This window comes from Luteimonas sp. MC1825 (assembly GCF_014764385.1).
Lineage (GTDB): Bacteria > Pseudomonadota > Gammaproteobacteria > Xanthomonadales > Xanthomonadaceae > Luteimonas.
Map to the genome: position 1 here is coordinate 2577406 of NZ_CP061714.1, position 21815 is coordinate 2599220.

Genomic DNA, 21815 nt, shown 5'->3' on the forward strand with positions numbered 1-21815 from the left:
ATCGCCTTTGAACGGCGTCTAAAAGACGCGATAATTGCCCGGTAATCGTTTCCATCGGAGCCCTACGGCATGTTGTCCGCCGCCCTGTGGGTGGCCATTGCCGCCCCGCCCGTGCTGATCGCGCCCTTGCCGGAGTCCCCCGGCGAGCCGGCGCTGTTCGCCGTGGCGGCCGGGCGCGCCGACCTGCGCCGCCCCTGCTACCAGCTGGTCTGCAACGACGCCGGCTGGCGCGCGCCGACGCGGTTCACGCGCATCGCCCGGCCCAAGGCACCCGGCACGCTGGACCCGCTGCTGCCGATACGGCTGCCGGCGATCGCGGCGCGGCGCTATCCGCTGTACTCGCCGGCGTCGCGCCGCGACTGGCGCACCACGCACGGCAGCCACTCGCGCTTCGATGCCGGCTTCGGCTACGAGGCCGTGCGCACGCCGGACACCAATCTCCGCGTGGAATTCGGCACCGGCTACCGCCTGCAGCCCTATGCCGACCATGGCACCGCGAGCGAAGGCCCGATCGCCCGCGGCCGCCTCGAGCTGCGGCAGAACCTCAGCGACAACGCGCTGCTGACCCAGCGGGTCCTGGTGGAGACCGGCCGCCTGAACACCACCACCCGGCAGGTGATCGGCGTGGACCTGCGCCTGCAGCCGCAATGGACCCTGCATTCGAATTTCGAGCTGCGCCACGACAGCGCCGGCGACGGTGGACGCGGCGCAACGGCCACCGAAGGTTCGCTGCAGCTGCGCTACCGGTTCTAGGCGGGGGCGGTTTCTCGCGAAGGCGCGAAGGCGCGAAGGCGCGAAGGCGCGAAGGCGCGAAGGGGCGATCGGGGCTGGTTGGTCGCGGCCGGGGTTACCTGGGGGGAAGGAACTCGGCGGCGCCGGCGGCGAGCAGGCGCGCCGCGACGTCCTGGCCAAGCGCGTCGGGCGTCGACGCGGGGGATTGGGCGCTGGCGCGGACGCTGCGCCCGTCGTGTTCGCTGCCCACCAGGCCGTCCAGACGCAACGTGTCACCTTCAAGGCGTGCGAATGCGGCGACCGGCACGTGGCAGGAGCCGTGCAGGGCCAGGTTGAGGGCGCGCTCCGCCGACGCGCAGGTGCGGGTGGGCGCGTGGTCGAGGGCGCGGCACAGCGCCATCACCGCGGCATCGTCGCCGCGGCATTCGATCGCGATCACGCCCTGCGCCGGCGCCGGCAGCCAGTCCGGCGCATCCAGGCGCATGCGGATGCGTGCACTGAAGCCGAGGCGGTCGAGACCCGCGCAGGCCAGCACGATCGCGTCGTACTCGCCGGCATCGAGCTTGGCCAGGCGGGTGTTGACGTTGCCGCGCAGGTCGCGGATCTCGAGGTCCGGGCGCAGCGCGCGCAGCTGCGACTGCCGGCGCAATGACGAGGTGCCGACGCGCGCGCCCTCGGGCAGCGCGGCCAGGCTTGCATGATGGTTGCTGACGAAGGCATCGGCATGGTCGGCGCGCGCCAGGAACGCCGGCAGTGCGAACGGCGCGTCGACTTCCATCGGCACGTCCTTCAGCGAATGCACCGCGCAGTCGGCCTCTCCGCGCAGCATCGCGAGTTCCAGTTCCTTGAGGAACAGGCCCTTGCCGCCGATCGCGGACAGCGAGCGGTCCAGCACTTCGTCGCCGCGGGTCGACATCGGCACCAGCTCCACCACGATCCCGGGGTGGGCGGCGCGCAGCAGGTCGGCGACGTGTTCGCTCTGCCAGAGGGCGAGCGGGCTCTTGCGGGTGGCGATGCGGAGGGTGTTCACCGCGCCATTATCGCCTTCCGCACAGGCCGGCGCGGGTTTCGATCCATATACTGGCGCATTCCATGAACCCGTCGGCCACGCCGCAACCACTGGCCGCCCGGCCCATCGAGTCAATCCCAATGCGTATCCTGATCCTGGGCTCCGGTGTGATCGGAGTGACCAGCGCGTGGTATCTGCGCCAACAGGGGCACGAGGTCGTCGTCATCGACCGTGCGACCGGCCCCGCGATGCAGTCCAGCTTTGCCAATGCCGGCCAGGTCTCGCCCGGCTACGCCTCGCCCTGGCCCGCGCCGGGCATCCCGCTGAAGGCGGTGGGCTGGCTGCTGTCGCGGCACGCGCCGCTGGCGATCCGGCCGACCGCCGACCCCGCGCAGTACCGCTGGATGTGGCAGATGCTGCGCAACTGCACCCATCACCGCTATGCCATCAGCAAGGCGCGGATGGTGCGGCTCGCCGAGTACAGCCGGGCCTGCCTGGAGGAGCTGCGCCGCGATACCGGCATCGCCTACGAGCAGCGCACGCTCGGCACCACGCAGCTGTTCCGCACGCAGGCGCAGCTCGACGGTGCCGCCAAGGACATCGCGATCCTGCGCCAGTACGGCGTGCCCTACGAGCTCCTCGACCGCGCCGGAATCGTCCGCGTGGAGCCGGCGCTGGCCAGGGTCGCCGATACGCTGGCCGGTGCGCTGCGCCTGCCGGGCGACGAAACCGGCGACTGCCACCTCTTCACCACCCGGCTGGCGGCGATGGCCGAGGCCGCGGGGGTCGAGTTCCGCTACGGGCAGGACGTCGAAGCCCTGCTGGGCGACGGGGACCGCATCGCCGGCGTGCGCATCCAGGGCCGGACCGAAACCGCCGACCGCTATGTGCTGGCGCTGGGCGCGTGGTCGCCACGCCTGCTCGCGCCCCTCGGCATCCGCCTGCCGGTGTACCCGCTCAAGGGTTATTCGCTGACGATCCCGATCACGGACCCCGGGCTGGCTCCGCACTCGACCGTGCTCGACGAAAGCTACAAGGTGGCCATCACCCGCTTCGACGATCGCATCCGCGTCGGCGGCATGGCCGAAGTCAGCGGCTATGACCTGTCGCTGCCGCAGCGCCGCCGCGACACCCTGGAGATGGTGGTGCGCAGCCTGTATCCCGATGGCGGCGACCTTGCCAACGCCAGTTTCTGGAGTGGCCTGCGCCCCTCCACGCCGGACGGCCCGCCCGTGGTCGGCCCCACGGCGTACCGCAACCTGCTGCTCAACACCGGGCACGGCACCCTGGGCTGGACGATGGCCTGCGGCTCGGGGCGCTACCTGGCCGACCTGGTCGACGGCCGTGCGCCCGCGATCGACAGCGAGGGCCTCGACATCTCCCGCTACGGGCGCCCCTGGCCCGCCGCGCCCACGGGGCTGCGCTGATGCGCCCCGCGCGCGCCACCATCGACCTCGACGCCCTGCGCCACAACTACCGCCACGCGCGCACGCTCGGCGGCGGCAGGGCGCTGGCCGTGGTCAAGGCCGACGCCTACGGACACGGTGCAGTGGCCTGCGCACGCGCGCTCGACGGCGAAGCCGACGGTTTTGGCGTGGCCTGCATCGAGGAGGCGATCGAGCTGCGCGAGGCCGGCATCCGCGCGCCCATCCTGCTGCTGGAAGGCTTCTTCGACGCCGACGAGCTGCCACTGATCGAACGCCATGCGCTGTGGACGGTCGTCGCCTCGCCTTGGCAGGTCGACGTGCTCGAGCGCCATCCGCTGCGGGAGCCATTGCCGGTGTGGCTGAAGCTCGACTCGGGCATGCACCGCCTGGGCCTCGCACCCGACGACTATCCCGGTGCATGGCGGCGCCTGCGCGCACTGCCGTGGGTGGGCGGGATGGTCGCGATGAGCCACTTCTCGCGCGCCGATGAACTCGGCCACGCCAGCACGTCCGAACAGCTGGCCACGTTCGACGCGATGCTGGCGCGGCTTCCGCCCGGCACCACCACCAGCCTGGCCAACTCCGCCGCGCTGATGGCCTGGCCAGCGGCACGCGGCGGCTGGGTGCGCCCGGGCCTGATGCTCTACGGCTCGCACATGCTCGACGCGCCGTGCGCGGAGGCCGAGCCGCTGCGCGCGGTGATGGAGCTGGCGTCAAAGGTCATCGCGGTGCGCGAGCTCGCCGCGGGCGAACCGATCGGCTACGCGGGCGCCTTCATCACCTCGCGCCCGACGCGCGTGGGCGTGGTGGCGGCCGGCTACGCCGACGGCTATCCGCAGTACGCGACCTCCGGCACCCCGGTGATCATCGACGGCCAACCGGGCGAGCTGATCGGGCGCGTCTCGATGGACATGCTGACCGTCGACCTGACCGACCACCCCGGCGCCGGCATCGGCAGCGATATCGAACTGTGGGGCGCGCGCCTGCCGGTGGCCGAAGTCGCGGCGCGCAGCGGGAACAGCCCGTACCGGCTGCTGACCGGGCTGAAGCGGGCGACGCGACAGACGATCCAGCGCCTCTGACCACTGTCGCGCGAAGGCAATGCCTGGCGCTGCGGCGCCTGTCGCCGCTCAGCGCTCGCGCAGCATCTCGCGCAGCTGCGCCACGCAGCGGCGGCTGACCTCGAGCGGCTCGGCGCCGTGGCGCAGGATCGCGTGCACGTGGCCTTCCGGGTCGCGCCTGAGTTCGACCAGCTCGTGGCGCGCGACCAGGCAGTTGCGGTGGATGCGCAGGAAACGCTCGCCGAACTCCTCCTCCAGCGACTTCAGCGACTCCTCGATCAGGTCCTCGCCGCGCGCGTGGTGCACCACCACGTACTTCTCCTCGGCCTGAAGGTAGCGCACGTCCTCGACCGGGATCAGGCGCAGGCTGCCGCGCAGGCGTGCGCAGAGGTGGGTGCGGAGCTTGCCGGGCGCATCGGCGCGGCTGCGCTCGAGGCCGGCGGTGAACGTGCGCACGCGGGCGATCGCAGCCTCGAGGCGCTCGGGGCGCACCGGCTTGACGATGTAGTCGACCGCCGCGGCGTCGAACGCCGACAGCGCATGCGCGTCGTAGGCGGTGCAGAACACCACCGCCGGGCGCGGCTCGAACGCGGCCAGGTGGCGCGCGGCCTCCAGGCCATCGATGCCGGGCATGGCGATGTCGAGCAGCACCAGGTCGGGTTCGTGCTCGGCGCAGGCCTGCAGCGCGCTGCGTCCGTCGCCGGCCTCGGCCACCACGTCGATGCCGTCGAGCGCGGCGAGCAGCGTGCGCAGGCGCTCGCGTGCCAGCGGTTCATCGTCCGCGATGACGACCTTCAAGGCGTCCTCCTGGCGGGCTGCAGCGGCAGGCTGAGCTCGCAGGCATAGTAGCCCGCGTCCCAGCCGCAGGTCATCCGCGCGCGCGGGCCGAACGCATAGCCCAGCCGGTGCGCGATGTTGCGCTGCGCGTGGCCGGCCCCGTGCACGCCGGGCACGTGCGGCGGCAGCGACGGATTGTTGACGCGCAGGCGCAGGGTATCGCCGTCCACGGCGGCCTCGATGAGCACGGTCCCGCCTTCGGGCAGGCGCGAGATGCCGTGCAGCACGGCGTTCTCCAGCAGCGGCTGCAGCACCAGACGCGGCATCGCCAGGTCCCACGGCAACGGTTCGGCCTTGCGCCATTCCACGCGCAGGCGCTCGCCCAGGCGCAGCTGCTCGATGCCCAGGTAACGTTCGGCCAGGCGCACTTCCTCGGCGAGCGAGGAATCACCTTCGCCCGCGCCGAGCGCGGCGCGGAACAGGTCGGACAGGTCGAGCACCGCGCGCTCGGCGACGTCGGGATCGCGGCGCAGCAGGGTGGCGATCATGTTCATGCTGTTGAACAGGAAGTGCGGGCGGATGCGTGCCTGCAGTGCGTCGGCCTCGGCGCGGGCATGCGCGGCGAGCTGCGCCTGCCAGCGGTCGATGACGTAGAAGTAGCGCAGCGCAAGCGCGGTGATCAGCGTGACCACGCCGGCCGATCCACTGACGAAGCGCAACGATGACGGCCAGCCGCCGGCATCGCCGACGCTCGCGAACAGGGCGTGCACGATCGCCGCCACCACCGCCGCGACCAGCGCCGACAGCGCCACCGCCGCCAGCGCTCCGGTGCGCCGCGGCAGGCGCGACAGCGTGCGTCGCGACACGCACAGCAGCACCGACACCGACAGCGCCAGCCACAGCGCGAACCCGCTGGTCGACAGCACGCGTGCAAGGTCCCAGCGCGAGCCGGCGTCGGGCACCAGCACCACCACCACGACCACCAGCTGCGCCATGCCGAGCATCGCACCCAGCCGCGGCAGGCGGCACAGGTCGGGCAACCACGGCTCGTCGGCGCGCGGGTCGCCCATCGCCTCAGCCCGCGGTAAAGCGGCGCGACATCCAGTCACCGAGATCGGCGATCTCCTCGGCGCACACCGAATGCGGCATGGGATAGGCGCGCCAGTCGACGTCGAAGCCCAGCTCGCGCAGCAGCGCCGCGCTTCGCTGCCCGGCCTGGAACGGCACCACCGGATCCTGGCTGCCGTGGCCGAAGAACACCGGCGCGCGCACGGCCGCCTGGGCAAGCACGCTGCGGGCCTTGTGCGCGGACGGCACGTAGGCGGACAGCGCCACCAGCCCGGCCAGCGGCGCCGCACTCCGCAGTCCGGCAGCCAGCGTGACCGCCCCGCCCTGCGAGAACCCGGCCAGCAGCACGCGCCCGCGCGCCACGCCGCGCGTGGCCTCGCGCGCGATCAGCGCCTCCACCTGCGCCACCGATTCGTCGACGCCGGCTTCATCGGCGCGGTGGTCGAGGTCGGCGTCGACGATGTCGTACCAGGCACGCATCGCCATGCGACCGTTGATGGTCACCTTGCGCACCGGCGCATTCGGGAACACGAAGCGCAGCGCCGGCCAGTCGCGGCGCACCAGCTGCGGCACGATGGGGGCGAAATCGTTGCCGTCCGCGCCCAGGCCGTGCAGCCAGATCACGCTCCATGCGGGTGACGGCCCGGTCTCGTGTTCGATGCAGTCCAGCAGCATGGCGGCGCTCGGCAGGGTTGGCGCGCCATTATGCATGGCACGCCCGCCGGGCCCGCCGCGCCGCGGCTACTGGTCGAGCGAGAAGCGCACGGTGATCGCGGAGGCCACGCTGCTGCCGCCGGGTGCGAAGCGGTACTCGCCGACCGCGGCCAGCGCGGAACGGTCGAACACGCCGGGCGGGGTCGCACTGACGACGCGCGCGGCCGTGACCGAGCCGTCGGGGCGGATGGTGAAACCCACCTGCACCGCGCCTTCGACGCGACGGTTCAGCGCCGCCGCGGGATACCGCGGCGCGGGCTGGTGCAGCAGGCGCGGCACCGGCGCGGGCGACTCCGCCACCGCGGCTGCGCTCGGCCGCAGGCGGCAACGCCCCTGCCGGCGCAGGCCCGGCGTCGCCGTCCGCCAGCGGCGGGGGACGTTGCGGGGCTGCTGGCGGCGGCAGCGCGGGCGTCGGACCCGCTCCGGCAGGTGTCGCACCCCGCACCGTGGCCGCAGCGCGTGCATCGGCGTCGGCGCGCACGCGCTGCACCTCCACGGCCGCCAGGCGCATGTCCTGTTCGCGCGCGGCCTTCGCGCCTTCTTCGATATCGGCCTCCACGCCGGCGATCGCGCCGGCCAGCCGCTGCAGGGCCGGCGCGTGCGGATCACTCGCGGCAATCAAGCCATGCAGCCGCTGCGCCGCGCCGACGTCGCGCCGCGCGATCGCCTGCTCGCACGCGATCAGCAGGTAGGGCTGCAGGTCGGTGATCGCACTGGCGAGGGCGGCGTCATCGGGATCGCGACGCCTGGCTTCCAGCCAGTACTCGATGGCACTGTCGCCGGCCGGCGCATGCAGCCGGCCTTCGCGCAGCGCGCGACTTCCCGACGCCTTCAGCTCATCGATCGGCCGCCGCGACAGGTCCACGGCCGGCGCCGCGGTGGAACCGGTGGCGGTGCCCGGACCGTCCACCGCGTCCGCCCCGGCGGCGGGCGGCGACTGCGGCTGGCAGGCGCATGCAAGCAGGGCCGCGGCCAGCGCCGCAACCGGTAGTCCAAGCCTCATTTCCAAGCCCCCCGTGGCTTAACGGGGCAAGCCTAGGCCGCATCGATGACGCTGCCGCTGCAGTCGCGCTTCAGTCCCGCGACGGCGCCGCGCGCAGCGCATTCGCGCGCACCAGCACATCGGGTGGCGCCAGTTCCTCGGGCGTGGCGAACACACGGTGGCGGCGCAGCCACGCGCCGGCGGCGCGCGATGCACCCAGCGCGACGATCGGGATCGACAGCACCAGGCCCAGCACCACCGGCGCCAGCCACGCCGCCAGCGCCGGCGACACCATCCACGCGGCAAGCCCGGCACCGATGCCGAACAGCGTCATGCCGCCATACAGGCGCAGCAGTTCGCGCAGCGGCAGGCTGCCGTCGTCGCGGCGCTGCGATTCCCAGCCCGAGTCGCGGCCGGCCAGCACCTCGGCCACGCCGCGCGACTGCACGTACATGGTGACCGGCGCCATCAGCGCCGCAAGCAGGGTTTCCAGCAGTACGCCGGCGGCAGAGCGCAGCGCGCCGCCGCAGCCACGGCGCATCACCGGGTCGACCATGGTGGCCAGCCAGCCCATGAGCTTCGGTGACAGCAGCATCGACATGGTCAGCGCGAACACGCCGAGGAACCGGTCCTCGTCCTGCTCGCGCCAGTAGCCGGCGGGCGTGAACCCCTCCAGCGACACCTGGCCGAACGAGAATCCCGCGTGCAGCAGCGGGATGGCGATGCCGACGATCATCAGCATCGCCCACATCGGCGCGGTGAAGTAATGACCGATGCCGATCAACAGGTGCCAGCGGCTGACCCAGTGCAGGCCGCGCGCCGGCAGCACCGCACCGTGCTGCAGGTTGCCCTGGCACCAGCGGCGGTCGCGCACCAGCATGTCGGTCAACGACGGCGGGCCTTCCTCGTAGCTGCCGGCGAGTGCGGGAATCATGTGCAGCGCCCAGCCCCCGCGGCGCAGCAGCGCGGCTTCGACAAAGTCATGGCTGAGCACGGTGCCGGCGAACGGCTTCACCCCGCGGAGCTCCGGCAGCCCAGCGCATTCTGCGAACGCGCGCGTGCGTATCATCGCGTTGTGGCCCCAGTAGTTGCTCTCCGCGCCATGCCACCAGGCCACGCCGTAGGCGATCACCGGCCCGTACACGCGGCCGGCGAACTGCTGCATGCGTGCGAACAGCGTGCTGCCGTTCACGATCACCGGCAGCGTCTGGATCAGCGCCACGTCGTCGTGGCCCTGCATGGCCGCGGCCAGGCGCACGAGGGTGTCGCCGGTCATCAGGCTGTCGGCGTCGAGGATCAGGAATTGCGGATAGGCCCCACCCCAGCGCCGCACCCAGTCGGAGATGTTGCCGGCCTTGCGCTCGCTGTTGTCGTCGCGCAGGCGGTAGTGCACGCGGGCCTCCGCGCCCAGCCGCGCGCGCAGCGCGGCGAATGCGGCGCGCTCCTCCTGCTGCAGCTGCGGCCTGCGGGTGTCGCTCAGCACGAAGAAATCGAAGTGGCCCAGGCGCCCGGTCGCGGCCAGCGACTCGTGCATGGCCTGCAGGCCGGCCATCAGCCGCCCGGGCTCCTCGTTGTAGATCGGCATCAGCAGCGCGGTGCGCGAGGCCAGCGCCGGCAACGGGTCGCCGGGGCGGATGCCAAGCCGCGCAGGGCGTTTCTGCAGCACCAGCACGAAGCCCGCGATCGCGCCGACGAACGCCTGCACGATCCACGCGAACAGCAGCACGAACAGCACCAGCAGCGTGCCTTCCAGCGGATCGATACCGTTGCCGCGCAGCAGCCACCAGATCTGGTAGGCCGCGAACAGGGTCACGCTGACCGCGCTGCCGATCACCGCGAATCGCCGCCAGCGCATGTTCGGCGGCCGCGTCGGGAACGGCGGACTGCGCAGCGTGCCCGCGGCCAGCGTCTGCACCGGCATCGCCAGCGGCGACTCCGGCGGCAGGTTGCCGGGGATGGTCGCGCCGGGTACCTGGGCTGTGCTCACGGCGTCCACCGCGACAGCCAGGTCTCCGACAGCCGCCCATCGTCGTCTTCGAGCCAGGCTCGCAGCTCGATCGCGCGCGCCGCGCCGGGCTCGAGCTCGAAGCTCATGCGCCAGCCGCCGGTATCCGGGTTGCGGTAGGTGACCGCGTTGCGCAGCATGCCGGCCGAGGCGCTGGCCTGCACGCGCACGCCGTCGGCGCGGCCATCGAGCTCGCCGCCGGCGAAATCCACCACGTACAGGCGGCCCTTGGCGGCATCCAGCGCGCCGCTGCGGGTCGCCGCCACGCGCGCCAGTCGCGGATGCCAGGCGTGGTCGCGGCACCAGTGCAGGCGGTAGCGGAAGCGATGCTCGCGGCCGGCAGCCAGCGGCTCGGCTGGCCGCCAGAACGCCACGATGTTGTCGTTGAACTCGTCGCCGGTGGGGATCTCCACCAGGTGCACTTCACCCGCGCCCCAGGCGTCCAGCGGCTCCACCCAGCAGCTCGGGCGCTTCTCGTAGCCGGCCTCGAAGTCCTGGAACTCGCCGGCATCGCGCTTGCGCTGCATCAGCCCGAAGCCGCGCGGGTCACGGTCCTGGAAGCCGCTGTGCTCGAGCGAGGCCGGATTGCGCAGCGGACGCCAGGCCTGCTCGTCGCCACCGGTCCACAGCGCCAGCCCGTCGGAGTCGTGCACCGCGGGGCGCACGTCGTCGACGCCGACGCGGTCATGCGCGTCGAACTCGAACATGCTGGTCAACGGCGCGATGCCGGCATTGGCCAGCGCGACGCGCGGGTACAGGCGCGCGTCGACCTCGAACACCGTCTCGTCGCCGGGAGTGATCACGAAGCGGAAGGCACCGGCGACGCGCGGCGAATCGAGCAGTGCGTGCACCACGAGCCCCGTGGCACCCGCGGCCGGGCGTTCCAGCCAGAAGTCGCGGAACACCGGGAACTCCTCGGCGCCCGGGTCGCCGCTGCCCAGCGCCAGCCCGCGCGCCGACAGTCCGTAGCCAAGGCCGCGTGCCACCGCGCGGAAGTAGCTCGCGCCGAGGAAGCTGGCCAGTTCGTCGAAATGGCCGGCACGCTGCACCGGCGCATGCACGCGGAAGCCGGCGAAGCCGATGTCCTCGCCTTCCGGCGGCTTCGGCACGCCGTGGTCGAAGTCGAACAGCTCGCGCGCATACGGGAACGGCCGCGTGCGGTCGTCCTCTACGAGGTGCATGTCCACCCGGTCCTGGAAGATGTAGCCGCGATGGAAGAACTGCAGCTGGAACGGCAGGCCGTCGTCGCGCCAGAGGGCGCGCGCGCCGCGGAAGCGGTAGTCGCGGTACTGGTCGTAGCCGAGTCCGGCAAGGGCACGCGGCAGTGCGCGCGGGACCGGCACGTGCGGTGCGGCGGCCAGCCTGCGCGCGATGGCCGGCACGGTGCCGGCATCGAACCCCGCGGCGGCCACTGGCGCGCGCGCCCGGCCCGGCGCCGGCAGGGCGGCGATGAGCGGCAGGGCAAGCCCGGCGAGGAGGAGTTGTCGACGTTGCAAGGGCGCGGCGCGGGGGGCGGAGGCGGCAATGTAGCAATGAACCGGGGCGTGCTGCTGCCCCGCGATTCACGCCGCCCTGACGCCGGCGCCGCGCGCGCCACGACACGGCGCATCACACCCGCGTGCGAAAATCCCCGCCTCCGTCGACACCAGGGCCGCGCATGCCGACCACCTCCCCGCTCGTCTGGGAAGCCACGATCGCGCTGATCGTCGCGCTGCTCGCCTTCGACTACTTCTTCCACGTGCGCAAGGCGCACGCACCCAGCCTGCGCGAAGCCGCCGTGTGGTCCGCGCTGTACGTCGGGATCGCCCTGCTGTTCGGCGCGGGGGTCTGGTACTGGGGCGGTGCCACGATGGGCGCGGAGTACTTCTCCGGCTATGTCACCGAGAAGGCGCTGTCGGTCGACAACATCTTCGTGTTCCTGGTGATCATGGCCAGCTTCAAGGTGCCGCGCGAGGACCAGCAGAAGGTGCTGCTGTTCGGCATCACCTTTGCGCTGATCGCGCGCACGGTGTTCATCCTGCTGGGCGCGGCGCTGATCGAGCGCTTCTCGTGGGTGTTCTACCTGTTCGGCCTGGCGCTGCTGCTCACCGCGGGCAACCTGCTCAAGCCGCAGCACCATGGCGAGGAGGACGAGAAGCCCAACATCGTGGTGCGCCTGGTGCGCAAGGTGTTCCACTCCAGCCCGCACTACGACGGCGACAAGCTGTTCACCACCTGGCAGGGCAAGCGCGCGCTCACGCCGATGCTGCTGGTGATGCTGGCCATCGGCGGCACCGACATCCTGTTCGCCTTCGATTCCATCCCGGCGATCTTCGGCCTCACCCAGAACATCTACATCGTGTTCACCGCCACGGCGTTCTCGCTGCTCGGCCTGCGGCAGCTGTACTTCCTGGTAGGCGGGCTGCTGGAGCGGCTGGTGTACCTGTCACTCGGCCTGGCGGCGGTGCTCGGCTTCATCGGCGTCAAGCTGGTGCTGCACGCGCTGCACGAGAACAACCTGCCGTTCATCAACGATGGCGACCCGGTGCCGGTGATCGAGATCAGCACCGGGCTGTCACTGGTGGTGATCGTCGGGCTGCTGGTGGTCACGGTGCTCGCGTCGCTGCTCAGCCCCAAGGGCAGGGCCAAGGCCGCGGTCACCGAACTGCGCCGGCACGTGGGCGACTACCTTGCGCTCGGCGACGATGCCCCCGCCGCCGAGCGCGCGCGCCTGCATGCGCAGGTCGTGGCGGCCGAGGCACGCGTGCACGCGCTGGAGCCGCGCTTCAAGGCGATGATCACCCACCCGAAGCGGCTGCAGCACGACGTCGAACGCGTGCACGCCGCGCAGCGCGGCTGAGGCCTGCGACGGCGGCACCCACACCGCGCAGTGAAGCGCGGCGTGCCGGTGACTGGCCCGTGTGCGTGGTCGGGCCCTAGTCCACGCGCGCGGCTGCGACCGTCGAGCGCTCCTGCCAGCCGCCACCGAGCACCTTGTACAGGGTGACCCGGTTGCGTTGTTCGGCCATGCGCGTGGCCACCAGCGCCTGCTGCGTGGCGTACAGCGCGCGCTGCGCATCCAGCCGCACCAGCGAGCTGTCCAGACCGGCCGCGTGGCGCGCCTGCGCCAGTGATTCGGCGCGCGTGGCGGCATCAACCAGCGCCTGCTGCGCACGCACCTGGCGGGCCAGCGCGTCCGCCTGCGCCAGCGCATCGGCGACCTCGCGGAAGCCGACCTGGATCGCCCTTTCGTACTCCGCAAGCGCGATGTCGCGTTCGGCGGTGGCCACGCCGAGGCCGGCACGCAGGCGTCCGCCCTGGAAGATCGGCAGGTTGACCTGCGGCATGAAGCTCCAGGCCCTGGTGCCGCTGTCGAACAGACCCGACAGCGCATCGCTGGCCGAGCCGACGCTGCCGGTCAGCGAGATCGACGGAAAGAACGCGGCGCGCGCCGCGCCGATGTTGGCGCTGGCGGCATGCAGTCGGTGCTCGGCGGCGATCACGTCGGGCCGGCGCAGCAGTGCTTCCGCCGGCAGTCCCGCCGGCAGCGCGGTGAGGCCGACCACGGCGCCTGAATCACGCAGCGGCAGCAGCTCGGGCGGCACCGGCGCGCCGGCCAGCAGGTGGAGCGCGTTGCGGTCCAATGCCACCTGGCCCTGCAGGCGCGCGACATCCGAACGCGTGCCTTCCACCTGGGTGCGCACCTGCTCCACCTCGAGCGCCGACGTGGCGCCCAGCGCCTGGCGCTGCGCGGTGAGTGACAGCGTGCGCTCGTAGGTCTCCAGCGCGGATTCCGCCAGGCGCAGCTGCTCCTGGTCGGAGGCCAGCGCCAGCCATGCGCCGACGACTTCGGCTACCAGCGACAGCTGGGTGCTGCGCTGCGCCTCGGCGGTGGCCAGGTATTGCTGCAGCGCCGCCTCGCCAAGGTTGCGCACGCGCCCGAACAGGTCGAGTTCGAACGCCGCCAGGCCGATGCCCGCGACGTACGACTCGCTGTCGGGCACATCGCCGCCGACGCGCTCCATGGTGGCGCTGGCACCGAGCGACGGCATGCGGTCGGCACGGCGGATGCCGTACTGCGCGCGCGCGCGCTCGACGTTGAGGATCGCCACGCGCAGGTCGCGGTTGCTGTCCAGCGCCTGGGCGACGACGGCCTCCAGCGCCGGGTCGGCGAGGAAGTCGCGCCAGCCGACATCGGCCATGGGCAGCGCGGCAATGGCCGGATCGGCCGGCGCGAACGCGCCGGCCTGGCCCGCGCGCGTGGTCGCGGGCAGCGGCCATTCCACGGGGATCGCGGGTGCGGCGGCGGGGGTGGCCGGCACCAGCGTGGCGCAGCCGGAGACCGCCAGCGCGATGGCCAGCGCGAGGCTCGCGTGCAGTGGCTTATGCATGCTGGTCGACTCCAGTGGCGACGGGTGCGTGCTGCTTGCGGCTGAACAGGCGGTTGACCACCACGAAGAACAGGGGGATGAAGAACACGCCGAGCAGCGTGCCCACCAGCATGCCGCCCAGCACGCCGGTGCCGATGGCGCGCTGCGCGCCCGAGCCCGCGCCGCTTGCGATGGCGAGCGGCAGCACGCCGAGGCCGAAGGCCAGCGAGGTCATGATGATCGGGCGCAGCCGGTCACGGACCGCTTGCATGGTGGCCTCGATGAGCTCCATGCCCTGCTCCACGTTCGCCTTGGCGAACTCGACGATCAGGATCGCGTTCTTGCTGGTCAGCCCCACCGTGGTGAGCATCGCCACCTGGAAGTAGATGTCGCGCTCCATGCCGCGCATCGAGTTGGCCAGCACCGCGCCGAGGATGCCCAGCGGCGCCACCAGCAACACCGCGGTCGGCACCGTCCAGCTTTCATACAGCGCGGCCAGGCACAGGAACACGATCAGCAATGACAGCGCGTACAGCAGCGGCGTCTGCGAACCCGCCTCACGCTCCTGGTAGGACAACGCGGTCCACTCGATGCCGAAGCCCGGCGGAAGCTCAGCCGCGAGGCGCTCGATCTCGAGCATCGCGTCGCCCGTAGCCACGCCCGGCGCGGGCTCGCCCTGGACCTCGACCGCCGATACGCCGTTGTAGCGCTCCAGGCGCGGCGAGCCGAAGTCCCAGTGCGAGCTGGCGAACGCCGAGAACGGCACCATTTCGCCCTGGTTGTTCTTTACCGACCACAGGCTGAAATCGTCCGGCGTCATGCGGAACTGCGCATCCGACTGCAGGTACACGCGCTTGACGCGGCCGCGGTCGATGAAGTCGTCGATGTAGGCGCTGCCCCAGGCCGCGGCCAGGGTCGAGTTGATCGCACCCACCGACAGCCCGAGCGCGCTCGCCTTCTCGGTATCGATGTCGATGCGGAACTGCGGCGTGTCCTCCTGGCCGTTCGGGCGCACCGCCTGCAGCAGCGGGCTCTGGTTGGCGGCGCCGAGCATCTGGTTGCGCGCATTGATCAGCGCCTCATGCCCCTGCGCACCGTTGTCCTTGACGAAGAAGGTGTAGCCGGCGCCGATGCCAAGCTCGGGCATGGCGGGCGGCGGAAACACGAAGATCTGCGCGTCCTTGACCTGGCTCATCGCGCCCATGCCGCGGCCGGCGAGCGCGAACGCGCCCTCCGACGCCTCCTTGCGCTCGCCCCAGTCGGTGAGCTTCACGAACGACATGCCGGCGTTCTGACCCATGCCGGCAAAGCTGAAGCCCTGCACCGAGAACACGGATTCGACGATGTCGGATTCGTTCGCGATGAAGTGGTCCTCGAGTTCCTTGAGCGCCTCGATCGTGCGCTCCTGGGTGGCGCCGACCGGCGTCTGCACCAGCGCCATCAGCACGCCCTGGTCCTCGTTGGGCAGGAACGAACTGGGCAGGCGCACGAACAGCACGCCCATCACCACCACCAGCAGCGCGAACACGGTCATCGAACGCTTCGGGCTGCCGAGCATGCGGCGCACGCCGCCGCGGTACTTGCCGCTGGTGCGGTCGAAACCGCGGTTGAACCAGCCGAAGAAGCGCCCGGCCAGGCCGGTGCCATGGTGGTCCACGCCCTTCTCGATGGGCTTCAGCATGGTGGCGCAGAGCGCCGGCGTGAGCACGATCGCCACCACCACCGACAGCAGCATCGCCGACACGATGGTCGCCGAGAACTGCCGGTAGATGACGCCGGTGGAGCCGGACATGAAGGCCATCGGCACGAACACCGCCGACAGCACCAGGCCGATGCCGACCAGCGCGCCGGTGATCTGGTCCATGGACTTGCGCGTGGCCTCGAGCGGCGAGAGTCCTTCCTCGCTCATGATGCGTTCCACGTTCTCGACCACCACGATGGCGTCATCCACCAGCAGTCCGATCGCCAGCACCATCGCGAACATGGTCAGCATGTTGATGGAGAAGCCCAGCACCGCGAGCACCGCGAACGTGCCCAGCAGCACCACCGGCACCGCGATCGTCGGGATCAGCGTGGCGCGGAAGTTCTGCAGGAACAGGTACATCACCAGGAACACCAGCACGATCGCTTCGATCAGCGTGACGACCACGCCCTTGATGGACACCTGCACGAACGGCGTGGTGTCGAAGGGAATCACCGACACCAGGCCCTCGGGGTAGTACGGCTCGAGTTCGGCGAGCGCCTGCTTCACGCCCGCCGCGGTCTCGATCGCGTTGGCCCCCGTTGCCAACGAGATCGCCAGGCCGCTGGCCGGCTGGCCGTTGTAGCGGCTGATGAACTCGTAGGTCTCCGAGCCGATCTCCACGCGCGCCACGTCACCCAGCTTGAGCACCGAACCGTCGGCTTCGGCGCGCACCACCACGTTGCGGAACTGCTCCGGTGTCTGCAGGCGGTCCTGCGCATTGATGGTGGCATTGAGCTGCTGGCCCTCGACCGACGGCGCGCCGCCCAGCTGGCCGATGGCGACCTGCGCGTTCTGCGCCTGGATGGCAGCAGTCACTTCCGCCACCGACAGCGCGTAGGTGTGCAGCTTGTTGGGATCCAGCCAGATGCGCATGGCGTACTTGGCGCCGAACACCTGGGTGGTGCCCACGCCCGGCACGCGGCTGATCGGGTCGACGATGTTGGTGCCGATGAAGTCGCCGATGTCGTTGGCGTTCATGCTGCCGTCTTCGGACACGAAGCCGACCACCTGCAGGAAGCTCGACGTCGACTTGGAGACGTTCACGCCCTGGCGCTGCACGTCCTGCGGCAGCAGCGGCATCGCCAGCTGCAGCTTGTTCTGCACCTGCACCTGGGCGATGTCGGGATCGGTGCCGCTGTCGAACGTCAGCGTGATCTGCGCCATGCCGTTGGATGACGACTTCGAGGAGAAATAGATCAGGCCATCGAGGCCCTTCATGTTCTGCTCGATGATCTGCGTCACCGAATCCTCGACCACCTTGGCCGACGCGCCCGGATAGGTCGCGCGCACCTCGACCGAAGGCGGCGCCACGGTCGGGTACATCGAGATCGGCAACGAGGTCAGCGCGAGCACGCCGGCAAGCATGATGATGATCGCGATGACCCACGCGAAGATGGGGCGATCGATGAAGAAACGAGCCATTGCTTACTCCTTCGAGGCCGAAGCCCCGGCCGCCGGTGCGGTGGCGCCGGAGGAGGCGGGGGTGGCCGCGTCAGCGGCATCGGCATTGGCATTGGCGGTGTCGGCGGCTGCAGGCGCGGCGATGGCCGGCTGCGCCTGCTTCGCGTCGGCAACGTCCGCGGTCACTTCCACCGCGTCGCCCGGCTTGATCTTCTGCAGGCCGGCGGTCACCACGCGGTCGCCGGCGGCGAGGCCGTCCTCGACCAGCCAGGCGTCGCCGATGGTCTGGCTCACGCGCACCGGGCGCACGGACACCGTGCCGTCGTCGCCCACCACCATCGCCGTGGTGTTGCCCTTGGCGTCACGGCCGATGCCACGCTGGGGCACCAGGATCGCGTCGTTGCGCACGCCGGCGCCGACCACCGCGCGCACGTACATGCCGGGCAGCAGCACCTGGTCGGGGTTGGCGACCTCCACGCGCACCGAGAAGCTGCCGGTGCCAGGATCGACCGAGACTTCCGAGAACTTCAGCGTGCCGGGATGCGCGTAGGCCGTGCCGTCCTCGAGCAGGATGGTGACCGGCAGCGACGCGGTGCTTTCCAGCGTGCCGGCGGCCAGCGCCTTGCGCAGTTGCAGCAGCTCCGCGCTGGTCTGGGTGAGGTCGACGTGGATCGGATCGAGCTGCTGCACCGTGGCCAGCGGCGCGGCCTGGTTGGCGGTGACCAGCGCGCCCTGGGTAACGCTGGACTTGCCGATGCGGCCGCTGATCGGCGCGGTGATGCGCGCATGGCCGAGCGGGACGTTGGCGGCGTCGAGCGCGGCGCGCGCGGCACCGACATCGGCCTCGGCCTGCTTGAGCGCGGCCTGGGCGTTGTCGTTGTCCTGGCGGCTGACGGCATCGATCTTGACCAGCTCGGCGGTACGCCGCGCGGTCAGCTGGGCCGCGGTGCGCGTGGCCTCGGCGCGCGCCAGCTGCGCACGCGCGCTGTTGGCGGCGGCGCGATAGGTCGCGTCATCGAGCTGGTACAGCGGCTGGCCGGCTTCCACCAGGGCGCCTTCGGTGAACAGGCGCCTGGCGACCAGGCCATTGACCTGCGGCCGCACCTCGGCCACCAGCCACGCATGCGTGCGCCCCGGCAGCTCGCGGGTCAGGGTGACCTGCTGCGCGGCGAGGGTGGCAACGGTCACCGCCGGCCTGGGCGCCTGCTGCGGGTCCTGCCCACCACCGCAGGCGGCGAGCGCAAGGGCGAGTGCGGCGGAAAGGGGCATCAGGAGGTGGCGACGGCGGTGCTGGGACATGGGTCGGCTCGCTTGGCGTGCTGGAATGAGGGAAAGCCAGCGCCTGTTCCGCCTCGTTGGTACAGGGCGAAGGGCTGGTCTGAATGGGGACGGCGCAATATACAACCATTCATGGATGTATGTAAGTGGGCTACACTCTCATCTCGCACAGGAGCGTTCAGCCGCCATGGCCAGGAAAACCAAAGAGGAAGCGCTGGTCACGCGCGAGGGCATCCTCGACGCGGCCGAAGCGTGTTTCCGCGAGCACGGCATGTCGCGCACCAGCCTCGAGGCGATCGCGGTGCGCGCCGGAGTGACCCGCGGCGCGGTCTACTGGCACTTCAAGAACAAGACCGACGTGCTGGAGGCGGTGATCAGCCGCGTCACCGTGCCCTTCCTGCACGGGCTGGAGTACGCATCGCGCCCGGAGGGCTCGACGCCGCTGGCCGACCTCCGCGAAAAGCTGCGCGCCTCGTTTGCGGACGTGGTCGACAAGCCGCACGTGCGCAACGCCATCGAGGTCATCGAGCTGCGCTGCGAGATCAGCGCCGAGACCACCCAGGTCCACGACCTGCGCCAGGCCGGCTTCCGCAACACCCACGCGCGCATCAATGCCGCCTTCAAGCGCGCCGAGGACCTCGGCCAGCTGCGCGCCGGCATGAGCGCGCACGCCTGCGCGATGGCCCTGCACTTCATGATCTCGGGCGTGATGCGCGCCTACCTGGTGGATCCGGAGCACGTCGACCTGCAGCGCGACGGCATGGGCGCCGTGGACCTGGCACTCGGCGCGATGGCCACCGCCGCCGCGCGCCTGCCGCGCGACTGACCGCAGCTGCTTGCGGCCTCGCCGCGGTGGCCGGGAGGCCTTCGCGGCTTCGCCCCCGGATCCGCCTGGCGGCGGATGCCTCCTCTTTTACTTTCCCGCGAAGGCCTCCCGGCCACTTCGGGGCTCGGCGCTGACGGCAGGTACCGAAGAGCAATGCACCAGAACGCGGGTTGTGCTCTGGCGCCACCGCGTACTGCGCGGACCGGGTGCCAAGGCCCTTGAGGGCAAAGTCAAGGAGGAGGCGATGGCCGCAAGGCCATCGCCGGGGGACATGAGTCCTCAAGGGCCTTGGTACCCGGCGCCCAATCAGCGCCACGCCTTCACTCGACAGGAAAGGGACCAAAAAAAAGGCCCACCAGCGACGGTGGGCCTTTGTCTTGCAGCGGACCGGACTCAGAGCGCCGGGGTCACGCGCCAGATGGTGTTGGCCAGGTCGTCGGCGACGATCAGCGCGCCGCGCGGGTCGACGGTCACGCCGACCGGACGGCCACGGGTCTTGCCGTCTTCGCCGCGGAAGCCGTAAACGAAGTCCACCGGCGGACCCGACGGACGGCCGTTGCTGAAGGGCACGAAGATGACCTTGTAGCCGACCGGGTCGTTGCGGTTCCAGCTGCCGTGCTCACCCACGAAGGCACCTTCGGCGAAGCCGGCGCCCATCGTGGCGGTGGAGAAGTCCAGGCCCAGCGCGGCCACGTGCGAGCCGAGGCTGTAGTCCGGCGTGATCGCCGCGGCGACCTTTTCCGGGTCCTGCGGACGTACGCGCGGATCGACGTTCTGGCCCCAGTAGCTGTACGGCCAGCCGTAGAACCCACCCTCGCGCACCGAAGTCAGGAAGTCGGGCACGAGGTTCGGGCCAAGCTCGTCGCGCTCGTTCACCACCACCCAAAGCTGGCTGGTGGTCGGCTCGATGGCCAGCGCGGTGGGGTTGCGCAGGCCGGTCGCGTACGGCCGGTGCGCGCCGGTCTGCGCGTCGATTTCCCACACCAGCGCGCGGTCGGCTTCGGCCACCATGCCGCGCTCGGTGATGTTGCTGTTGGAGCCGATGCCGACGTACAGGAAACGCCCGTCGGCACTCGCCGTCAGCGACTTGGTCCAGTGATGGTTGATCGCCGAAGGCAGGTCCGCCACCTTGACCGGCGGCGCGCTCGCGCGCACCTGGCCGTCCTGGTAGTCGAACTTCACCAGCGCATCCTGGTTGGCGACAAACAGCGTGTTGCCGATCAGCGCGAGGCCGTACGGCGCGTTGAGTTCTTCGGCGAACACGCTGCGCTCGTAGTTGCCGTCACCATCGGGGTCGCGCAGCAGCGTCAGGCGGTTGCCGCTCTTCACCTTGGTATTGCCCTGCGCCTTGATGCGTCCGGCAATCACGTCCTTGGGCTTCAGCTTGCCGGCGTTGCCGCCGCGGCCCTCGGCTACCAGGATGTCGCCGTTGGGGAGCACCAGCGTCTGCCGCGGGATGTTGAGCTCGGTGGCGATCGCCTTGATCGCGTAGCCCTGCGGCACGCTCGGCACCAGGTCGCCCCACTCCGCCGGCTTCGCGATGACCATGTCGGGCATCAGGCCGCGTTCCTGCTTCGGAAGCTCGGGGTTGGCGCCGTACTGCGCAGGGTCCGGATCGCTGCCGCCGCCACAGGCGCCGAGCAGGGTGACGAGGCCGATGGCCGTGAACAGCTTCAGGTGCTTCATGCCCTGTCTCCCACGCGGATGGCGGAAAAACCGAGGTAGGCCGCGGCGCCCGCGAGCACGGTGGCGATCACCGAGAGCACCAGGCCGGTCGGCATCATGGCGAACGCGTCCCTGGCGTGGACCAGCGAGGCGATGAAGCCCACGACCCACGTGGCAAGCAGCAGCAACATGTAGACCAGCGGGCGCGTGCCGCGGTCACCGCGGAAGTAGTCGACCACGCTCCACAGCAGTGCGCAGGCCGCGAACACCAGCGCGCCGGCGAGCAGCCAGGACGCGAAGTTGCTCCACTGGATCTCGAACGTGCGGCCGTAGGCGATGTCGGTGACCATCGCGCCGAGGAACAGCGGGAAGGCCGCGGCAAGCAGGAACGCATGCAGCGGATGGATTGCGCGTTGATAACGACGCTCGGCAGCGACAGCCACGGCGTTTCTCCTTGAAGGTTGGGAAGCGCCGGCAGCTGACACGTGCGGGCGCGGATGAGCCCGGGAAGGGTAACAACCCGCGCGTACCCATGGCGCGACGGTACTGGAACAATGCGGACCGATTGCGCGGCCGGCCACGATTTCACAGCCGATTCAGACCGGCTGGCCGGTAATGGCCGTGTTCACTGCGATCCAACCGGCCGCCAGGCGCCCGGGGTTGCCGCTCCATCCACACGGCCCGTCCGTGCCGCTCCACCACGCAAGGCTGGAACTCAGCGTCGCCGAATCAGGTTTCGGCACAAGACGCTGCACACGTTCCAGGAACAGGGGCCAT

At 71.0% G+C, this 21815-nt stretch carries 18 protein-coding genes; 6 read left to right on the plus strand and 12 right to left on the minus strand.

The window, feature by feature from the left end; genetic code table 11:
• Positions 1-69: 69 nt before the first annotated feature.
• Entirely contained in the window at positions 70-753 is a 684-nt protein-coding gene (locus tag IDM46_RS12085; RefSeq protein ID WP_182824462.1) for a DUF481 domain-containing protein, read from the plus strand.
• A 94-nt stretch (positions 754-847) separates the two neighbouring features.
• Here the strand turns inward: IDM46_RS12085 and hemC are convergent, their stop codons facing one another.
• Positions 848-1762: a hydroxymethylbilane synthase gene (hemC, locus tag IDM46_RS12090; protein ID WP_182824460.1), complete on the minus strand. Its 915-nt coding sequence runs from the start codon at positions 1760-1762 to the stop codon at positions 848-850.
• Between the two features lie 119 nt (positions 1763-1881).
• Here hemC and IDM46_RS12095 point away from each other — a divergent pair, with 119 nt between their 5' ends.
• Both IDM46_RS12095 and alr read left to right on the plus strand, forming a co-directional pair.
• The gene (locus IDM46_RS12095) at positions 1882-3168 is read left to right on the plus strand and encodes a D-amino acid dehydrogenase (protein WP_185115851.1); all 1287 of its coding nucleotides are present in this window, start codon (positions 1882-1884) and stop codon (positions 3166-3168) included.
• Entirely contained in the window at positions 3168-4250 is a 1083-nt protein-coding gene (gene alr, locus IDM46_RS12100) for an alanine racemase (RefSeq protein WP_185115853.1), read from the plus strand. The genes IDM46_RS12095 and alr overlap by 1 nt, the downstream gene beginning before the upstream one ends.
• Before the next feature lie 48 nt (positions 4251-4298).
• Here alr and IDM46_RS12105 read toward each other — a convergent pair whose 3' ends face one another.
• The 4 genes from IDM46_RS12105 to IDM46_RS12120 form a co-directional block, all read right to left on the minus strand.
• Positions 4299-5027 (minus strand): LytTR family DNA-binding domain-containing protein, encoded by a 729-nt coding sequence (locus tag IDM46_RS12105; protein ID WP_182824454.1) that lies wholly within the window; start codon positions 5025-5027, stop codon positions 4299-4301.
• Positions 5024-6076, minus strand: a complete 1053-nt coding sequence (locus IDM46_RS12110; RefSeq protein ID WP_185115854.1) for a histidine kinase — start codon at positions 6074-6076, stop codon at positions 5024-5026. The genes IDM46_RS12105 and IDM46_RS12110 overlap by 4 nt, the downstream gene beginning before the upstream one ends.
• Positions 6077-6080: 4 nt before the next feature.
• Entirely contained in the window at positions 6081-6749 is a 669-nt protein-coding gene (locus IDM46_RS12115; RefSeq protein ID WP_185115856.1) for a dienelactone hydrolase family protein, read from the minus strand.
• 66 nt (positions 6750-6815) lie between these two features.
• Positions 6816-7088 carry an energy transducer TonB gene (locus tag IDM46_RS12120; RefSeq protein ID WP_185115858.1) on the minus strand — a complete coding sequence of 91 codons (273 nt, stop codon included), beginning with the start codon at positions 7086-7088 and terminating at the stop codon, positions 6816-6818.
• Positions 7089-7413: 325 nt separating this feature from the next.
• On the opposite strand from IDM46_RS12120, the gene IDM46_RS13605 reads away from it, so the two are divergent.
• Positions 7414-7779: a hypothetical protein gene (locus tag IDM46_RS13605; RefSeq protein ID WP_185115860.1), complete on the plus strand. Its 366-nt coding sequence runs from the start codon at positions 7414-7416 to the stop codon at positions 7777-7779.
• An 82-nt stretch (positions 7780-7861) separates the two neighbouring features.
• Here IDM46_RS13605 and mdoH read toward each other — a convergent pair whose 3' ends face one another.
• Positions 7862-9757, minus strand: coding sequence for a glucans biosynthesis glucosyltransferase MdoH (gene mdoH / locus IDM46_RS12130; protein ID WP_223877971.1), 1896 nt, complete (start codon positions 9755-9757; stop codon positions 7862-7864).
• The gene (locus IDM46_RS12135; protein ID WP_185115861.1) at positions 9754-11271 is read right to left on the minus strand and encodes a glucan biosynthesis protein G; all 1518 of its coding nucleotides are present in this window, start codon (positions 11269-11271) and stop codon (positions 9754-9756) included. Before IDM46_RS12135 ends, mdoH begins: the two co-directional genes overlap by 4 nt.
• 161 nt (positions 11272-11432) lie before the next feature.
• On the opposite strand from IDM46_RS12135, the gene IDM46_RS12140 reads away from it, so the two are divergent.
• Positions 11433-12614 carry a TerC family protein gene (locus IDM46_RS12140; protein WP_185115862.1) on the plus strand — a complete coding sequence of 394 codons (1182 nt, stop codon included), beginning with the start codon at positions 11433-11435 and terminating at the stop codon, positions 12612-12614.
• Between the two features lie 76 nt (positions 12615-12690).
• On the opposite strand, the gene IDM46_RS12145 is transcribed toward IDM46_RS12140, so the two are convergent.
• Genes IDM46_RS12145 through IDM46_RS12155 form a run of 3 tightly spaced genes read right to left on the minus strand, consistent with a single transcriptional unit; the run spans position 12691 to position 18538 of the window.
• Positions 12691-14145 carry an efflux transporter outer membrane subunit gene (locus IDM46_RS12145; RefSeq protein WP_185115864.1) on the minus strand — a complete coding sequence of 485 codons (1455 nt, stop codon included), beginning with the start codon at positions 14143-14145 and terminating at the stop codon, positions 12691-12693.
• Positions 14138-17290: an efflux RND transporter permease subunit gene (locus IDM46_RS12150; RefSeq protein WP_185115866.1), complete on the minus strand. Its 3153-nt coding sequence runs from the start codon at positions 17288-17290 to the stop codon at positions 14138-14140. The genes IDM46_RS12145 and IDM46_RS12150 overlap by 8 nt, the downstream gene beginning before the upstream one ends.
• 3 nt (positions 17291-17293) lie before the next feature.
• Positions 17294-18538: an efflux RND transporter periplasmic adaptor subunit gene (locus IDM46_RS12155; protein ID WP_305067745.1), complete on the minus strand. Its 1245-nt coding sequence runs from the start codon at positions 18536-18538 to the stop codon at positions 17294-17296.
• Positions 18539-18734: 196 nt separating this feature from the next.
• Here IDM46_RS12155 and IDM46_RS12160 point away from each other — a divergent pair, with 196 nt between their 5' ends.
• Positions 18735-19373 carry a TetR family transcriptional regulator gene (locus IDM46_RS12160; RefSeq protein WP_185115868.1) on the plus strand — a complete coding sequence of 213 codons (639 nt, stop codon included), beginning with the start codon at positions 18735-18737 and terminating at the stop codon, positions 19371-19373.
• 393 nt (positions 19374-19766) lie between these two features.
• Here the strand turns inward: IDM46_RS12160 and IDM46_RS12165 are convergent, their stop codons facing one another.
• Together IDM46_RS12165 and IDM46_RS12170 are read right to left on the minus strand one after the other, a co-directional pair.
• Complete coding sequence (locus tag IDM46_RS12165; protein WP_185115869.1) at positions 19767-21059, minus strand: sorbosone dehydrogenase family protein; 1293 nt, start codon at positions 21057-21059, stop codon at positions 19767-19769.
• On the minus strand, positions 21056-21481 hold the full coding sequence (locus IDM46_RS12170; RefSeq protein ID WP_182824431.1) for a DUF2231 domain-containing protein: 426 nt from the start codon (positions 21479-21481) through the stop codon (positions 21056-21058). Before IDM46_RS12170 ends, IDM46_RS12165 begins: the two co-directional genes overlap by 4 nt.
• Positions 21482-21815 lie beyond the last annotated feature (334 nt).